We start from the raw sequence: 16,411 nt of genomic DNA, 5'->3' as shown, positions 1-16,411 counted from the left end.
CCTCACGAGGTCACGAAGTGATTTAGGTCATGGTTCCATGACTGATTCTACTGTTGGTAGAAAAGCGTATGATCGAGCCATGTCGATCACGGTGATGATTCTCAGCGGCGGTCGCTCCCGACGGTTCGGGGGCGTGCACAAACCCGGTGTCCGCCTCCGCGGGCAGACGGTGATCTCGCGGATCCTCGGCACTGTCCGTGAGGCCGTGCCCGAGGCCGAGGTATGGGTGGCCGGATCCACCGCGGGGCTCACGGAGGCCGAGACGGAATCCGTCGGCAGCGTACGGGAGGAGCCCGAGTTCGCAGGCCCTCTGGCCGGAATCGATGCCGCTGCCCGAGTGATGGGTGACTCCGAGGTCACTGTGATCTTGGCCGGGGACATGCCGCTGGTGCGGCCGGCCCATCTGCGGGCGCTCATCGCCGCGTGCCGGGAGACCGAGCTGCCTGCCGCCGGCGTCGATGATCGCGGCAAGCTCCAGTTCCTCTGTGCCGCCTGGCCCACCGCGTTGCTGCGCCGACGTCTGGCCGATATCGGCCAGACGCGGGACAGGGCGGTCAAGCTCCTCTTCAGCGGACTCGACGTGGCACCGGTCGACGTCGACCCCGCGGAGATCGTCGACTTCGACACCCGCGAGGAGTACGAGCGCGTGGCCCGGAAGATCGACACGGCCGATGCGGCTGTTCCGCACTCGGATGCGTCGGACGAGCAGAGGGCTGCCACGGACGCTCCCGCGAACTCGGCCGCAGCGAAGGCTGAGGCTGCACGAGGCGGCAGGTCCGTGCCGGAGCAGGTGCTGCGGATGCGGGATCTCGCTGCGGCCGAACTGCCGGGAGAAGCGAGGATGACCGATGCCGAGGTCGCTGCCGTGCTCGAGTTCGCCTCGCACATCAAGCATTCGGACTCTTCGCTCAGCCCGGTCGTCGCCGCCTTCCTCGCCGGCAGACTCCACGCCGCGGCGCCGGGGGACGACCGCGCCTCGGTCGCCGAGGCGCTGGCTCAGGTGGAGGAGATCCTCACTCGGCCCCGGCGCTGAGATCCTCGGCCCCGGCGCTGAGTCCGGACGAGGCACCGGGTCGGGCCCCCAGCCCGGGCTCGTGGCCGTGGCCGCGGCCGCCGACGAGTCCGTCGACGAAGGCAAGACCGTGGTCGTCCTCGTCCGCACCGGCGACGCAGCCGGCGAGAAAGGTCCCGAAGGGCCCGGAGGCCCGGGTCCCCGTCTCTGCCGACCAGCGGGCGCTGGCGTCCAGCAGCACCGTGACGAGTTCGGCGGGGGACTCCGCCTCCGGGAGGGGAACTCCAAGTGTCTGCGCGGCGGCGAGGAGTTCGTCCGTCATCGCCGCGATGCGGCCCGGTGAGTAGTCCATCGGCATATCGTCCCTCCTTGGCCACCGACCCTAGCGCAGGGGCCGGTGGCGGGCAGGCGGTTTCGGCCGTGACTAATCGACCAGAGGCGAGGATCAGTCGTCGATCTGAGTCTGCTCCACGGCTTCGACGGCCTCTTCGGGAGTGAGGCGGCAGGCGATGCCGACGTAGAAGACGATGATCGAGAAGACCACCGTGACGATCTCACCGACGATGAATCCCATGATGTCGAGGCCGCCGCCGTAGTGGCCGATGAAGCTGAGGACGACGAGTCCGACCATCCACAGCAGCATCCACCAGCCCGAGCGCATCTTGAGGTCCGGCAGGCGGGCCTTGTCCTTGGCGAAGATGTGGTGCGCGATCATCACGACATACCCGATGGCCACGGCGAGGAACAGCTTCCAGTTCGTCTCCCAGCCGGTCCAGTAGACGATGAGGTTCGCACAGATGAAGCCGATGATCGGCAGCGCGTCGCCGCCGGGCAGCTTGAACGGACGCTCCTGCTCGGGCAGCTGACGGCGCAGAGCCGCGACGACCACTGGGCCGGTGGCGAAGGAGAGGACTGTGCCCGAGGTGATGAAGCCGACGAGCTTCGCCCATGAGGGGAACGGCAGGAACATGATGCAGGAGACGATGAAGACCACGAGCAGCGAGACCCAGGGGATGCCGTTCCTGTTGAGCCTGGCCAGGGCGCGGGGCGCGTTGCCGACCTTCGCCTGCGAGTACGACAGCCGCGGCGCCAGTGCCGTGTAGATCAGCCCGGTGTCGGCCGGCGAGATGATGGCGTCGCCGTAGAGGATGACGGCCAGCCAGACGGCTCCCAGCAGCAGGGAGATCTCGGCCAAGGGGCCCGCATCGTTGGTGAACGCGAGGTTCGCCCAGCCGTCCTTGAGCAGATCGGTCGGCAGCGCCCCGATGAAAGCGGCCTGCAGCAGGATGTAGATGAGGCCGGTGACGAGGATCGAGCCGACGACTGCGAAGGGAACGTTCTTCTGCGGGTTCGTCGTCTCGCCGGCGAACTCCACGCCCTGGCGGAAGCCGAGGTAGGAGAAGACGATGCCCGCCGCGGGCAGAGCGGCCAGGATCGGGGCCACGCCGTTGGGAGCGAAGCCGCCGAACTGCTGCGAGGTGAAGTGGCCCGGGTTGAACGCGAGGACGAAGAACACGACGATGACGAGCAGGATGACGGCGAGCTTCCACCACACGAGGACGTTGTTGAAGCGCGCGAAGAGCGAGACGCCGTAGAGGTTGATGACGCTGAAGACGAGCATGAGCGCGATGCTCACCACGATGCCGGGACCGGTGAGGACGGCGACGTCGTCGACGGTGTGCATGAGCCAGGGAAGGTAGCTCGAGGCGTACTGGACGGCGGCCATGACCTCGATCGGCACGGTCGCGGCGACTGAGAGCCAGGTGATCCAGCCGCTGGTGAAGGACGCGAAGGAGCCGAAGGAGAAGTGCGGGAAGCGGATGACTCCGCCGGCGACGGGGAACATCACGCCGAGTTCGGCGTAGTTGAGCGCCACGAAGATCATCATGACGGCGCCGAGGGCCCAGGAGACCAGTGAGGCGGGGCCGACCATCACCGAGGCGTTGAACGCCCCGAACAGCCAGCCGGAGCCGATGATCGAACCGACTCCGGTGAAGAGCAGGCCGATCTTCCCGATATCCCTCTTCAGTCCTTTGTCGGCGCGAACGTCGACCTTCATCGGCCGGCCCGATCCGGACGCCGCAGGCCCGGAGGTCGGGGGATTCAAAATGGACATCATCGCCCTTTCGATTGTGAAACCGTTTTCGACTGTTGAAGTGTGCGCCCGCCCGATGGTGATGTCAATCACGATTCGGCCTTTTTGGGGTCGCATCAGCCGTCTCCATATACACCAGATGACCAGCACGGATACTCAGTTTTGAAGGGCGCGTCATTCTCCGGGCGGAATTGGATCCAATGATTGTTCGCACCATTGGCGCGTTTGCCTGAATTGCGCATATCGGAGACAAGGGCGCCTGGCAGATCGGATCCAATCTCCTGGAATTCTCACAGGATGCGATCAGAGGGGATCCTCGTCATAGAGGTCGGTTGCAATTGGGTTGCGATTTTTTCTCCGGCCGGCGAGTCGCGCAGAGGATAGGCTTCTGAGCGGAAGACGGAGGGAGGACGGGCAATGGCACATGATCCTGCTCGCAGCGCTGCGATCGCGGCTGAGCTGCGGGCCCGAATCATCGGCGGCGGACTGCAGCCGGGAGACCGCATCCGGCAGGAGGAGGTCGCCGCGGAGTTCGGTGTCAGCCGAATCCCGATCCGCGAGGCCCTGCGCATCCTCGAATCCTCGGGGCTCGTGACCTTGGTGGCATCGACGGGAGCCTGGGTGACCGAGTTGAGCCTCGAAGAATGCCGCGAGATCTACCTCATGCGCGAACGCCTCGAGCCGCTGCTGCTGTCATTGGCGATGCCGACGCACACTCAGGAGTCGATCGCGGAGTTCGACCAGCTCGCCGAGGTCGTCGAGCAGGCGGCTTCGCCCGGCGATTTCCTTGAGGCCGACCGCGAGTTCCACCGCGCAGTCATGGCCGTCCCCGGCACCCTGCGGCTGAGCGAGACTGTCGACCATCTGTGGAATCTCAGCCACTACTACCGCCGCCGTCTGCTCAGCCCCGAGGTGAGCCGTCGACGCGAGGACATCGTCGCCGAGCATCGGATGATCCTCCGTGCGCTCGAGCTCGGCGACGTCGACTCCGCCGAGGCGATCATGGCGGCCCACATCCGCCATACCCGCAGGCTCGTCGAGGCCCACCCGGAGATGTTCGCGCGGGATCGGAATGGTGAAGAGCGTTAGCATGGGTGGCCGAAACGGCGAGCACAGTGGGAGGCGACATGGGCGGACGCAGATTCAGGGAAGCGGTGCCGGTCATCCTGCTCACCGGCTACCTCGGCGCTGGGAAGACGAGTCTGCTCAACCACCTGCTGCGCCACCCCGATGCCCGCATCGGTGTCGTGGTCAACGATTTCGGTGAGCTCAACATCGACGCCGGCCTCGTCGTCGGGCAGGTCGACGAGCCGTTCTCGATCTCCGGAGGGTGTGTCTGCTGCCTGACTGATGACTCCTCACTCGAGGACGCGCTGGTGGCGATGACGGACCCGGAACTGCGCCTGGACGCGATCATCGTCGAAGCCAGCGGTTTCGCCGAGCCCCTGACCCTGGCGCGGATGGTCACGCGCATGGGCCGTCACCGCTTCCACCTCGGCGGGGTCATCGACGTCGTCGACGCCGCCATGCACTTCCGAACCGTCGACACGTCGCACCTCCCGCCGCTGCGCTACGCGGCCACGACGCTGGTGCTGGTCAACAAGCTCGACCAGCTTCCCGTCGCCGATCGCGAAGCCGCGGTCGAAGCGATCCGGGCCCGTGTCCATCAGCGCAATCCGCGCGTGATCGTCATCGGCACGTGCCATGCCCGCCTCGATCCCGCCCTGATCTTCGATCCGGGGGAGGGGGAGCGCGAACTGCGCGACCGGCGCCGAGGCGGGAGTGGAGCAGGCGAGGAGGCGATCCAGCCCGAGCTGCCGATCCGCGAGCTGCTGCGCCAGGCCTATGCGGAGGCCGCGGTCGAGCAGACCGGGGAGGACGAAGAGCCGGTGCCGCACCGGCATGCCCAGTCGGTGACGGTCACCGGCACCGGTCCCGCCGACCCCGACGCCGTGATGGACTTCGTCGAGGACCTGCCGCCGGGGGTGTACCGAGTCAAGGGGACGGTGCGCACCCGGGAACGGGGTCGGTGGCTGACGTTCGGCGTGCAGGCGGTCGGCCCGAACGTCTACGTCGCCGACGGCCGGCGTCGGGAAGGTGCTGCCGATTCGGGAAGCGTCCTCGTCGTCATCGGCGAAGACTTCGACGAGGCTGCGGTTCGCCGTCGGCTGCACGGTGCGCTCGCGCCGGATGAGGACGATGGGAACTCACTCGGTACCGGCGTGGAGCGGCTGCGTCACCACGTGCGTCTCCACAGCTGACCGGCTCCCGCGGTCGACCGGCTCCTATGACTGAGGCGACGGTCTGCGAGCCTGGGCGCTGACAGCGGGAGGCTCACGGTTCCTTGTCCGCGTTCAGTCGTCGGAGAGGCCGGGAAGCTCCGAAGCGGCGAAGCGGATGTGCTCCTCGGTCAGCCTCGCCGCCTCCTCGGTGTCACCGGCGACGATCGCAGCCATGATCGCCCGATGCTGAGCCTGCAGCTCGGACATGAGGCCCTGTTGGTCCTCGATCCGATTGAACGCCGCGAAGATCGAGGTGCGCAGCGACGTGCGGATCGCTCCCGTGAGATCGGAGAACAGCTGATTGCCCGCCGCCTGTGCGATGGCGACGTGGAACGCGGTGTCAGCATCGTTGAAGACCTCGAGGCTGATCCCGGGGGTGTCCATCATCGCCAGCTGAGCGTTGATCGCGGCGAGGGCGTCCTCACCGGCGCGGGCGGCCGCGAGGACGGCGCTGGAGCGCTCGAGCTGGATGCGCGTCTCCGTGACGTCGCTGAGGCTGAAGTTGGTCAAGGCCACGTGGAGGCGGAGGAAGCGGGTGAGCGCGGCCGAGGGCATCGCGGCGATGAAGGTGCCCGCACCCCGCCCGGAACCGCCGGAGGATCGGACCACGCCGAGGCTCTCGAGGACACGCAGTGCCTCGCGGACGCTCGCGCGGCTGACGCCGAGCTTGCTCGCGAGATCGCGCTCGGCCGGCAGAGGGTCGCCGACGGTCAGCGAGCCGGCCACGATCTGCTCCTCGATCGCATCGATGACCAGCTCATAGGTGTTCGCTCGGGACACCGGTCTCCATGTCGGGCCCGCGGTCGCCTCGGCGCCGGGGGATCGCGCCGATCGTGTCTCGGCGTCATCGTCACTCATGGTCGTTCCCACCGGGTCATCATGTCACGTCCCTTCTCGCAATTCCTCTCGATCCGTTCGCATCTGTTCTCCAGGCGGCTCTTGACGCAGTTCACAGACCGGTTCTATGCTCAGATTAATGGTCTGACCTCATAAAGGCCATGCTGAAACTATTCGAGTTCGGAGCGCGTTCACAGGGGAGCCGTCTCAACGTGGGCAAGCGCCGGCTGTGTTGGAGAGTTCATGTACACACCCGAAATCGCGCCGGTCGCCGACAGCCTGCTGTGGTCGTCTCTGTTGGCGATCCTGCCCCTGCTCACGATCTTCATCACGCTCGGCGCGCTCAAGTGGAAAGCCCACTGGGCCGGTCTGTCCGCTGTGGCAGTCGCTCTCATCGTCGCGATCGCCGCCTACGGGATGCCGATCGGGCTGGCCGGACTGTCGGCGACGCAGGGCTTCGCCTTCGGTCTGTTCCCGATCATGTGGATCGTCATCACCGCGATCTGGCTCTACGAACTCACCGTGCGCTCGGGGCATTTCGAAGATCTGCGGCTGGTCATCAACGTCATCTCCGATGATCCGCGCATCCAGGCCATCATCATCGCCTTCTGCTTCGGCGGTCTCCTCGAGGCGCTCGCCGGATTCGGCGCCCCTGTGGCGATCACCGGCGTCATGCTCGTGGCCGTGGGATTCACTGCCATGCGCGCCGCCGTCGTCGTCCTCGTGGCCAACACCGCTCCCGTGGCCTTCGGGGCCATCGCCATCCCGATCATCACCGCCGGCACGCTGACCGGAATCGACTACCAGGACATCGGTGCCATGGTCGGTCACCAGACCCCGTTCCTGGCCGCGATCGTTCCGCTCTTCCTCGTGATGCTCGTCGACGGGCGTCGCGGACTGCGCCAGATCTGGCCCCTGGCGCTGGTCGTCGGCGTCGTGTTCGGTTTCGCTCAGTACATCTCCTCGAACTTCCTCTCGGTCGAGCTCACCGACATCATCGCCTCGTTGGTCGGCCTCGCCGCCGTCGTCGTGATGCTGCGCTTCTGGAAGCCGAAGGGCGGACAGGACGCCCTCGACCGCATGGCCGACGAGCGTGAGCACGAAGGCGCCGATGCCCCCGACGCCGGGGGAGCGGCAGCGGCGGTCGCGACCGATGTCGAGAAGACGACCGCGCCTCTGACCGGCTCCCGCGTCTTCCTCGCGCTCTTCCCCTATCTCCTCGTGATCGTGATCTTCTCAGTGGCCAAGCTCGTTCCCGCTCTGAACAGCTGGCTGGCCTCCACCGATGTGCAGATCCCGTGGCCCGGTCTCGACGGAAGGCTCCTCACCTCCGCCGGGGAGGCGTCGGCGAGCACGATCTACAACTTCCAATGGCTGTCGTCGCCGGGAACGCTGCTGCTCATCTCCGGCATCATCGTCGCCATCGTCTACCGGATGACGGCCAAGGAGGCGCTCGACGTCTTCGTCGTCAACGTCGTCAAGATGCGATTCTCGATTCTCACGGTCGGTTCGGTGCTCGCGCTGGCCTATGTGATGAACCTGTCGGGTCAGACCATCACGATCGGCACCTGGATCGCCGGCACCGGAGCCTTCTTCGCCTTCCTCTCGCCGATCCTCGGCTGGCTGGGCACGGCCGTCACGGGCTCGGACACGTCGGCCAACGCCCTGTTCGCGACACTGCAGCAGACGGCGGCGCACGAAGCCGGCCTCAATCCGCTGCTGCTGGTGGCGGCCAACAGCTCCGGCGGCGTCCTCGGCAAGATGGTCAGCCCGCAGAACCTCACGATCGCGGCGACCGCCGTCGGCCTGCTCGGCAGGGAGGCGTCGATCTTCCGCCGGGTCATCGGATGGTCACTCGGCATGCTCGTCCTGATGTGCCTGCTCGTCGGGCTCCAGTCGACGATCCTGTCCTGGATGGTCCCATCGACCTGAGGGCCGCGGTCTGAGCCGTGGGGCCTGCGGCTCAGACCCTGAGGCAGAACAGCCGCGCCACAGCAGCCCCGCACATCATCGACAGCCCCACATACCGAACAACCCCAATTGCAACAGCAAGGAGCGATGCACCATGGTCAAGAGGCAGATCCCTCAGCCGTCCGAGATCTTCGATCTGATGAAGTTCAAGAAGTTCGAACTCGATCCGAAGAGGCGCCGTCTGGAGAACGCTCTGACGATCGAGGACCTGCGTCGGATCGCCAAGCGGCGCACGCCTGCCGCGGCGTTCGACTACACCGACGGTGCGGCCGAGGGAGAGATCTCGATGGCGCGCTCGATGCAGTCCTTCCAGGACATCGAGTTCCACCCCTCGATCCTCAAGGACGTCACCAACGTCGACACGAGCACCCAGATCATGGGCGGCAGCTCGGCCCTGCCCTTCGGCATCGCCCCGACCGGCTTCACCCGACTGATGCAGACCGAAGGCGAGATCGCCGGAGCCTCCGCGGCCGGTGCCGCCGGCATCCCATTCACTCTCTCGACGCTGGGCACGACCTCGATCGAGGACGTGAAGAAGGCCAATCCGCACGGCCGGAACTGGTTCCAGCTCTATGTCATGAAGCAGCGCGACATCTCCTACGGCCTCGTCGAGCGGGCGAAGAACGCCGGGTTCGACACCCTGTTCTTCACCGTCGACGCCCCCGTGGCCGGTGCCCGACTGCGCGACACCCGCAACGGCTTCTCCATTCCGCCGCAGCTGACCCCGCAGACGATCCTCAACGCCATCCCCCGCCCCTGGTGGTGGTGGGACTTCCTGACCACCCCGAAGCTCGAATTCGCTTCCCTGTCCGAGACCGGCGGCACGGTCGGCGAGCTGCTCGACTCGGCGATGGACCCCTCCATCGACTTCGAGGACCTCGCCGAGATCCGAGCCATGTGGCCCGGCAAATTCTCCGTCAAGGGCGTGCAGACGCTCGAGGACGCGAAGAGGCTCGCCGATCTCGGCGTCGACTCGATCGTGCTGTCCAACCATGGTGGGCGTCAGCTCGACCGCGCACCTGTGCCGTTCGAACTCCTGCCCGAGGTGGCCCGCGAGATCGGCAAGGACGTGGAGATCATCATCGACACCGGCATCCGCAACGGTGCCGATATCGTCGCCGCGCTGGCCCTCGGAGCCGACTTCACGCTCATCGGCCGTGCTTATCTCTACGGACTCATGGCCGGCGGCCGGGAAGGTGCGGATCGGACGATCGGGATCCTCGGCGAACAGGTCGAACGCACCATGCGTCTGCTGCAGGTCGCCGATGTCTCTGAGCTCAACCCCGCTCATGTGACCCAGCTGCGGCAGTTCGATCGCGACGACAGGGCCGAGATCATCGGCTCTCGCCCCGCCCGGGGCTGAGCTGCGTGCCGAGCATCTGACGAACAGGTCGGCCGGTGTCGCAGGATCGCATGATCATCGACACCGGCCGATCTCTGTCTGCCCGAAAGACTCTGTCTGTCCCTGGGGAAGCTCCGGATGCCAGAGAGATGCCTTCTGCCTTGTACGGCTCTGCTCGGATCACCGAACAATTCTTGAGTTGAGCTGATCGATGAATTCGTCGGCGGCGGCGAGCTGCTGTGCAAGTCTGTCGCGACGTTCGTGAGCATCATCGAGAAACTGCGTCAGCTCATTCGCTCCATCGGCACTTGAGGAATCGCTCCCGCGTGCACTCTCCAGCGCCCGGAGCAGGTCGCCCATCTGCTCCAGCGAATATCCCAGCGGCTTCATCCTGCGAATCAGCATCAGCTGGTCATGATCGTCTTCCGTGTAGAGGCGGAAACCTCCCGCCGACCTGCCCGAAGGAGTCAGCAGGCCTATCTGGTCGTAGTGGCGAATCGTCCGCAACGACAGCCCTGTGCGTTCAGCCAGCTCTCCGATGTGCATCATTCCGGTCTCGGGCATCGACACTCCCCTCATTTCGCGGCAACCTTTACGTTACGTTAAGGTTGGGTTCAGCGCCCGTATGACAGCGCGGCTCGTTCCCGGTTCTCACCTCCCACGTGATGTGGGGCCATGCCGATCGCGCGCAAGCGCATTCCCTTTTCAGATGGTGTCACATGACGTGCTCCCGGCCTTGGAGGCTCAAACATGACGACGAACGCGACGACCGCCGCCGCCCGAAGCCGCTATCTCCCCGATCCTTCATTGATGACCGCACTGAAGACTCCGCGTATCCTCACACGAGAAGTCCTCGCGGGGCTGGTCGTCGCGCTGGCGCTGATTCCAGAGGCGATCTCGTTCTCCATCATTGCCGGCGTCGACCCTGAAGTCGGGCTCTTCTCCTCGTTCATCATGGCCGCAGCCATTGCGTTCGTCGGCGGGCGCCCTGCGATGATCACCGCTGCCACTGGGGCGGTCGCGCTCGTCATCGCGCCGGTGGCCCGTGAATACGGAATGGACTACTTCATCGCCACCGTCCTGCTTGCCGGAGTGCTGCAGGTTGTGCTCGCGGGGTTCGGTGCCGCAAAGCTGATGCGTTTCATCCCGCGCAGCGTCATGGTCGGATTCGTCAACGCTCTGGCGATTCTCATCTTCACCGCTCAGCTCCCACAGCTGATTGATGTGCCTTGGATGGTCTATCCGCTCGTTGCGACCGGTCTGGTCATCATGATCTTGATGCCGAAGATCACCAGGGTCATCCCCGCTCCGCTGATCTCGATCGTCATCGTCACTGTCGCAGTCGTGGTCTTCGCGATCAACGTCCCCACCGTGGGCGACCAAGGGGAGCTGCCCCGCAGCCTGCCGGAGCTGTTCATCCCTGACGTCCCCCTGACCTGGGGGACACTGACGATCATCGCCCCCTATTCTCTGGCGATGGCCCTTGTCGGACTCATGGAATCACTGATGACTGCGAAGCTCGTCGACGATGTCACCGATACGCATTCGAACAAGACCCGCGAAAGCTGGGGCCAGGGAGTGGCGAATATCCTCTCAGGGCTCTTCGGCGGAATGGGCGGGTGCGCCATGATCGGGCAGACCATGATCAACGTCAAAGCCTCCGGCGCCCGCACCCGCATATCGACATTCCTCGCCGGGCTGTTCCTGTTGATTCTCGTCGTTGCTCTCGGAGACGTCGTATCCGTCATTCCGATGGCCGCACTCGTTGCCGTGATGATCATGGTCTCGGTCGGCACCTTCGACTGGCACTCCATCAGACTCGCCACGCTCAGGAGAATGCCCAAGAGCGAAACAGCCGTCATGGTCATCACGGTCGCCGTGGTCGTCGCGACCCACAATCTCGCGATCGGCGTCGTTGTCGGGGTGTTCGTGGCCTCTGTGATGTTCGTCCGTCGCGTTGCGCATCTCATCGACGTCCGCCGAGAGATCCGGATGCAGGGCGATCAGGAGGTTGCTCACTATACAGTCGAAGGGCAGCTGCTGTTCGCCTCCAGCAACGACCTGACGACACTGTTCGAGTACGCTGACGATCCGGATCGAGTGGTCATCGATTTCACGAATTCGCATGTCTGGGATGCGTCGACCGTCGCCGCTCTCGATGCGATCGAAACGAAATACGAGCAGTATGGAAAATCCGTCGGGTTCGTCGGCATGAACGACTTCACGACTGCGTTCCACGCTCGACTCACAGGCGGCCTCGGCGGCGGCCACTAGGAGCAGTCCCGTCCCCTCGCCGATTCTCGCAGGGTGCATATTCTGCAGTCGTTGTCTGCGGCTTCTCTGCTCGAGACGAAATCCGAGCGCCTGGGGCGGCCATGGAGAAGTTTTCTCTTCTCCCAGGAATAAAGCCGGCCTCAGTAAAGTTGAGTCTAGTGTACGCAACTTTGATGAAGTCGGTTTGACGACCGAAACTTCGAAGAGAATACTTGAGTCCGGTTGGCTCAATGTGTGCGCTCGAGTGGATCCGCTGCTCGCTCCATGGCAGGAAATGTCGTGGAAGCTCGGCGGCGGAGCCGCCCGAGCACACGCATTGAGCCGCAGGAACTCGCTCAAAGTAAGGAGATAACGCTATGGCACGTGCAGTTGGAATCGACCTCGGAACCACGAACTCCGTCGTCACGGTCCTCGAGGGCGGTGACCCGAAGGTCATCGCGAACGCGGAAGGCGGTCGCACGACGCCGTCCGTCGTCGCTGTCAACAAGAACGGTGACTCTCTGGTCGGCGAAATCGCCAAGCGCCAGGCCGTCACCAACATCAAGAACACCGTCTCTTCGGTCAAGCGCCACATGGGCACCGACTGGACCACGGAGCTCGGCGGCAAGACGCTGTCGGCGCCCGAGGTCTCAGCTCGCATCCTCCAGAAGCTCAAGCACGACGCCGAGGAGTACCTGCAGGAAGACGTCACCGATGCAGTGATCACCGTCCCCGCATACTTCAACGATGCCGAGCGCCAGGCCACGAAGGACGCCGGCGAGATCGCCGGCCTCAACGTCTCGCGCATCATCAACGAGCCCACTGCGGCCGCTCTGGCCTACGGGCTCGAGCGCGGCAAGGAAGACGAGACGATCCTCGTCTTCGACCTCGGCGGCGGCACCTTCGATGTCTCGCTGCTGGAAGTCGGCAAGGATGAAGACGACTTCTCGACCATTCAGGTCCGGGCCACCTCGGGCGACAACCGCCTCGGCGGCGATGACTGGGATCAGCGCATCGTCGACTGGCTCGTCGGCGAGGTCAAGAACGGCTACGGCGTCGACCTGAGCAAGGACGCGACCGCTCTGCAGCGTCTGAAGGAAGCCGCTGAGCAGGCCAAGAAGGAACTGTCCTCGGCCACCAGCACCAACATCTCGCTGCAGTACCTGTCGATGAGCGAGAACGGACCGATCCACCTGGACGAGACGCTCTCGCGGGCGAAGTTCGAGGACCTGACGAAGGATCTCCTCGAGCGCACCAAGGCTCCGTTCCACGCTGTCATGAAGGACGCGGGAGTGTCCGTCAAGGACATCGACCATGTCGTGCTCGTCGGCGGCTCGACCCGTATGCCGGCAGTGTCCGCCGTGGTCACCGAACTCACCGGCGGCAAGGAACCCAACAAGGGCGTCAACCCGGATGAGGTCGTGGCAATCGGTGCTGCCGTGCAGGCCGGTGTCCTCGTGGGCGAACGCAAGGACGTTCTGCTCATCGACGTCACTCCGCTCTCGCTCGGACTCGAGACCAAGGGCGGCGTGATGACCAAGCTCATCGAGCGCAACACCCCGATCCCGACCAAGCGTTCGGAGACCTTCACCACGGCCGAGGACAACCAGCCCTCAGTCTCGATCCAGGTCTTCCAGGGTGAGCGCGAGTTCACTCGCGACAACAAGAACCTCGGCACCTTCGAGCTGACCGGCATCGCTCCGGCTCCGCGCGGCGTGCCGCAGATCGAGGTCGCCTTCGACATCGACGCCAACGGCATCGTCCACGTGTCGGCCACCGACAAGGGCACCGGCACGGAGCAGTCGATGACGATCACCGGCGGTTCCGCGCTGCCGAAGGAAGACATCGAGCGCATGGTCCGTGAGGCCGAGGAGCACGCAGAAGAGGACAAGAAGCGCCGTGAGGCCGCCGACGTCCGCAACAATGCGGAGAACCTCGCTTACCAGACCGAGAAGCTGCTGACCGACAACGAGGACAAGCTGCCCGAAGAGGTCAAGACCGAGATGCAGGGCGATGTCGACGCCGTCAAGGAAGCCCTCAAGGGTGAAGACGACGACGCCGTGAAGACCGCCTACGACAAGCTCGTCGCCAACCAGCAGAAGATCGGCGAAGCCATCTACAGCCAGCAGGGCGCCGACGGCGCCGCTGCCGGTGAAGAGGCAACCGCCGATTCCGGTGCCGAGGACGATGTCGTCGACGCCGAGGTTGTCGACGAAGAGGACGAGGAGAAGAAGTAATGACTGCCGAGGGCAACGATCAGTCGTCCGAGGAGCCAGGCTTCACTTTCAGCGACAAGCGCCGGGTCGACCCGAACACCGGTGAGGTCCGTCCCGAGGCCGACGACCAGTCGGCCTCGGCCGGGGTCGACGAGGAGCAAGTCGCGGATCCCAACTCCGATCAGGTGTCCGACGCCGATCAGACCGGAAGCGGATCCGCCGATGCCAGCGACCTCGGGGTGGACATCCCCGCCGATGCATCGGATCTTGAGGACACCGAGCCGTCGGCCGAGCCCGAACCGGGTTCGGAGGCTGCGGCCCATCTCGCGGACCTCAAGCGCATCAACGCCGAGTACGCGGCGTACCGTATGCGCGCCGACCGCGAACGGGAACGGGCGGCCCTCGGCGGCACGATCAAGGTCATCGAGGCCCTGATCCCCGTGCTCGACGAGGTCAAGCTCGCCCGTGAGAACGGCGATGTCACCGGGCCTTTCGAGACCCACGTGAATAAGCTGATCGAGTCGCTGGGCAAGCTCGGCGTCGAACAGTACGGAGAGGTCGGCGACGAGTTCGACCCGAACATCCACGAAGCGCTCATGCAGCAGCCTTCGGACGATGTCGAGAATCCGACGGTCTTCCTGGTCATGCAGCCGGGCTACCGAATCGGGGAGCGCATCATCCGCGCGGCCCGGGTCGGTGTCCAGCAACCGGAGGACTGAACGACCACGATCGCCGAGGCGGCTCCCGGAACCCCTGCGTCAGCGAACTGACGCAGGGGACCGGGCGGCCACCTCGGCGGCGGTCCGGATCGTCGGGGCGCTGGCCCCGAAGGTGCGGATTGTGAGGAGACAAGTGAATACACTGATGACAGGATTGCTGGGAAGGAAAGGAGGTGCCAGGTGAATACCGGACCTCAGAATGATTGGTTCGAGAAGGACTTCTACAAAACCCTCGGCGTCTCCAAAGATGCTTCCGATGCTGAGATCAAGAAGGCCTACCGCAAACTCGCACGCAAGTACCACCCGGATGCCAATCCCGGTGATGACAAGGCCGAGGAGAAATTCAAGGAGATCGGACAGGCGCATCAGGTGCTGTCCGACAAGGAATCGCGTGCTCAGTACGACCAGGTCCGAGCCATGGGCGGCGGTGCCCGGTTCAGTGCCGGAGCCGGAGGGCCCGGCGGTGCTGCAGGCGGCGGATTCGAGGACGTGTTCTCCGACCTCTTCGGAGGCGGGGGAAGGACACGGACCCGGACGACCTACGGCGGCGGGGGAGACGTCCCCCCGGATCTCGCAGATCTGCTCGGCGGATTCGGCGGAGGCTACGGCGGCGGGTTCGGCGGTGGCTACTCGCCGCCGGTCAAGGGGGGCGACATCAGATCGAGCACGACCCTGTCGTTCACCGAAGCGATCGACGGTGCTTCCGTCAAGCTGAATATGCCCGGCGGCAAACCGCTGACCGTGCGCACACCGATCGGCGTCAAGGACGGACAGAAGATCCGTCTGACAGGCAAGGGCAAGGCCAGTCCCAACGGCGGCGAGCCCGGCGATGTGATCCTCACTGTGCATGTGAAGCCACACCCGGTCTTCACCCGGGACGGTGACAACCTCCGCATGGACCTGCCCATCAGCTTCGACGAGGCGGCTCTGGGAGCGGAGATCAAGGTCCCGACGCTGGGCGGCATGCCGGTCAAGGTCAAGGTCGCGCCCGGGACTCCCTCGGGCCGGACCCTGCGCGTGCGCGGCAAGGGAGTGAAGACGAAGAAGGGCACCGGCGATCTGCTGGCGACGGTCGAGATCGTGGCGCCGAAGAATCTGTCCAAGGAGGCCAAGGAAGCGGTCGAGGCATTCAAGTCCGCGACCGAGGGCGAAGATCCCCGCGACGGCCTGCTGGACAAGGCAAAGGCCAGTTGAGGTGGTGAAGCACGATGCACATTTCATCGAGTGCGGCGGTGTATGTCATCTCGGTGGCCGCGGATCTGGCGGGAATGCATCCGCAGACTCTGCGGCAGTATGACCGCCTGGGTCTCGTCACTCCAGAGCGCACGGCAGGCCGGGGACGGCGTTACTCGGGACAGGACATCGCCAAGCTGCGGATGATCCAGCAGCTGTCGCAGGACGAGGGAGTGAACCTCGTCGGGATCAAGAAGATCATCGACCTGCAGAACCGGGTCGATGCGCTCCAGCACCGGAATGAGGAGCTCGAGGCCGAGGTCCGTTCGCGGATGTCGGCGCAGGAGCGCGAGGCCCGAGTCTTCGCGGCCGGCACCGTCGGCGGAGACGTTGTTTCGATCTCCCGTGGGCGTCGCCCGCAGGGCAGACCCGAGCCGGGCGCGCTGGTTCTGTACAACAGGTTCCGGCGCCGTTGAGTAGACCGGAGACGAGAAGAGCGCGGACCCGGCTG

General features: G+C 65.2%; 14 protein-coding genes. 10 read left to right on the top strand and 4 right to left on the bottom strand.

Features of this window, described 5'->3' with window-relative positions:
* Positions 1 to 79: 79 nt before the first annotated feature.
* Positions 80 to 1,033: a molybdenum cofactor guanylyltransferase gene (mobA, locus tag IIE29_RS04830; RefSeq protein WP_209324013.1), complete on the top strand. Its 954-nt coding sequence runs from the start codon at positions 80 to 82 to the stop codon at positions 1,031 to 1,033.
* Here mobA and IIE29_RS04825 read toward each other — a convergent pair.
* Positions 1,014 to 1,370 (bottom strand): hypothetical protein, encoded by a 357-nt coding sequence (locus tag IIE29_RS04825; RefSeq protein WP_209324012.1) that lies wholly within the window; start codon positions 1,368 to 1,370, stop codon positions 1,014 to 1,016. The two genes, mobA and IIE29_RS04825, sit on opposite strands and share 20 nt — an antisense overlap.
* Before the next feature lie 87 nt (positions 1,371 to 1,457).
* Positions 1,458 to 3,071 (bottom strand): APC family permease, encoded by a 1,614-nt coding sequence (locus IIE29_RS04820; RefSeq protein ID WP_209324011.1) that lies wholly within the window; start codon positions 3,069 to 3,071, stop codon positions 1,458 to 1,460.
* 453 nt (positions 3,072 to 3,524) lie between these two features.
* On the opposite strand from IIE29_RS04820, the gene IIE29_RS04815 reads away from it, so the two are divergent.
* Both IIE29_RS04815 and IIE29_RS04810 read left to right on the top strand, forming a co-directional pair.
* Complete coding sequence (locus tag IIE29_RS04815; RefSeq protein ID WP_209324010.1) at positions 3,525 to 4,196, top strand: GntR family transcriptional regulator; 672 nt, start codon at positions 3,525 to 3,527, stop codon at positions 4,194 to 4,196.
* A 38-nt stretch (positions 4,197 to 4,234) separates the two neighbouring features.
* A complete protein-coding gene (locus IIE29_RS04810; protein WP_209324009.1) occupies positions 4,235 to 5,368 on the top strand; it encodes a CobW family GTP-binding protein in 1,134 nt (377 codons plus the stop codon).
* A gap of 93 nt (positions 5,369 to 5,461) precedes the next feature.
* Here IIE29_RS04810 and IIE29_RS04805 read toward each other — a convergent pair whose 3' ends face one another.
* Positions 5,462 to 6,247, bottom strand: coding sequence for a FadR/GntR family transcriptional regulator (locus tag IIE29_RS04805; protein ID WP_209324008.1), 786 nt, complete (start codon positions 6,245 to 6,247; stop codon positions 5,462 to 5,464).
* Between the two features lie 222 nt (positions 6,248 to 6,469).
* Here IIE29_RS04805 and IIE29_RS04800 point away from each other — a divergent pair, with 222 nt between their 5' ends.
* Together IIE29_RS04800 and IIE29_RS04795 are read left to right on the top strand one after the other, a co-directional pair.
* Complete coding sequence (locus IIE29_RS04800; RefSeq protein ID WP_209324007.1) at positions 6,470 to 8,158, top strand: L-lactate permease; 1,689 nt, start codon at positions 6,470 to 6,472, stop codon at positions 8,156 to 8,158.
* A gap of 133 nt (positions 8,159 to 8,291) precedes the next feature.
* Positions 8,292 to 9,560 (top strand): alpha-hydroxy acid oxidase, encoded by a 1,269-nt coding sequence (locus IIE29_RS04795; protein WP_209324006.1) that lies wholly within the window; start codon positions 8,292 to 8,294, stop codon positions 9,558 to 9,560.
* Between the two features lie 159 nt (positions 9,561 to 9,719).
* On the opposite strand, the gene IIE29_RS04790 is transcribed toward IIE29_RS04795, so the two are convergent.
* Positions 9,720 to 10,103 (bottom strand): MerR family transcriptional regulator, encoded by a 384-nt coding sequence (locus IIE29_RS04790; protein WP_209324163.1) that lies wholly within the window; start codon positions 10,101 to 10,103, stop codon positions 9,720 to 9,722.
* Positions 10,104 to 10,289: 186 nt separating this feature from the next.
* Here IIE29_RS04790 and IIE29_RS04785 point away from each other — a divergent pair, with 186 nt between their 5' ends.
* From IIE29_RS04785 to IIE29_RS04765, 5 genes are all read left to right on the top strand, one after another.
* Positions 10,290 to 11,813 (top strand): SulP family inorganic anion transporter, encoded by a 1,524-nt coding sequence (locus tag IIE29_RS04785; RefSeq protein ID WP_209324005.1) that lies wholly within the window; start codon positions 10,290 to 10,292, stop codon positions 11,811 to 11,813.
* A gap of 356 nt (positions 11,814 to 12,169) precedes the next feature.
* Positions 12,170 to 14,029, top strand: a complete 1,860-nt coding sequence (gene dnaK, locus IIE29_RS04780; protein WP_209324004.1) for a molecular chaperone DnaK — start codon at positions 12,170 to 12,172, stop codon at positions 14,027 to 14,029.
* The gene (locus IIE29_RS04775) at positions 14,029 to 14,727 is read left to right on the top strand and encodes a nucleotide exchange factor GrpE (protein ID WP_209324003.1); all 699 of its coding nucleotides are present in this window, start codon (positions 14,029 to 14,031) and stop codon (positions 14,725 to 14,727) included. Before dnaK ends, IIE29_RS04775 begins: the two co-directional genes overlap by 1 nt.
* Positions 14,728 to 14,907: 180 nt before the next feature.
* Positions 14,908 to 15,921 carry a DnaJ C-terminal domain-containing protein gene (locus IIE29_RS04770; RefSeq protein WP_209324002.1) on the top strand — a complete coding sequence of 338 codons (1,014 nt, stop codon included), beginning with the start codon at positions 14,908 to 14,910 and terminating at the stop codon, positions 15,919 to 15,921.
* A gap of 14 nt (positions 15,922 to 15,935) precedes the next feature.
* Entirely contained in the window at positions 15,936 to 16,376 is a 441-nt protein-coding gene (locus IIE29_RS04765; protein ID WP_209324001.1) for a heat shock protein transcriptional repressor HspR, read from the top strand.
* Positions 16,377 to 16,411 lie beyond the last annotated feature (35 nt).

The sequence above is a fragment of the Brevibacterium renqingii genome (assembly GCF_017808095.1).
Lineage (GTDB): Bacteria > Actinomycetota > Actinomycetes > Actinomycetales > Brevibacteriaceae > Brevibacterium > Brevibacterium renqingii.
This window is presented reverse-complemented; position numbering and strand designations above follow the sequence as displayed.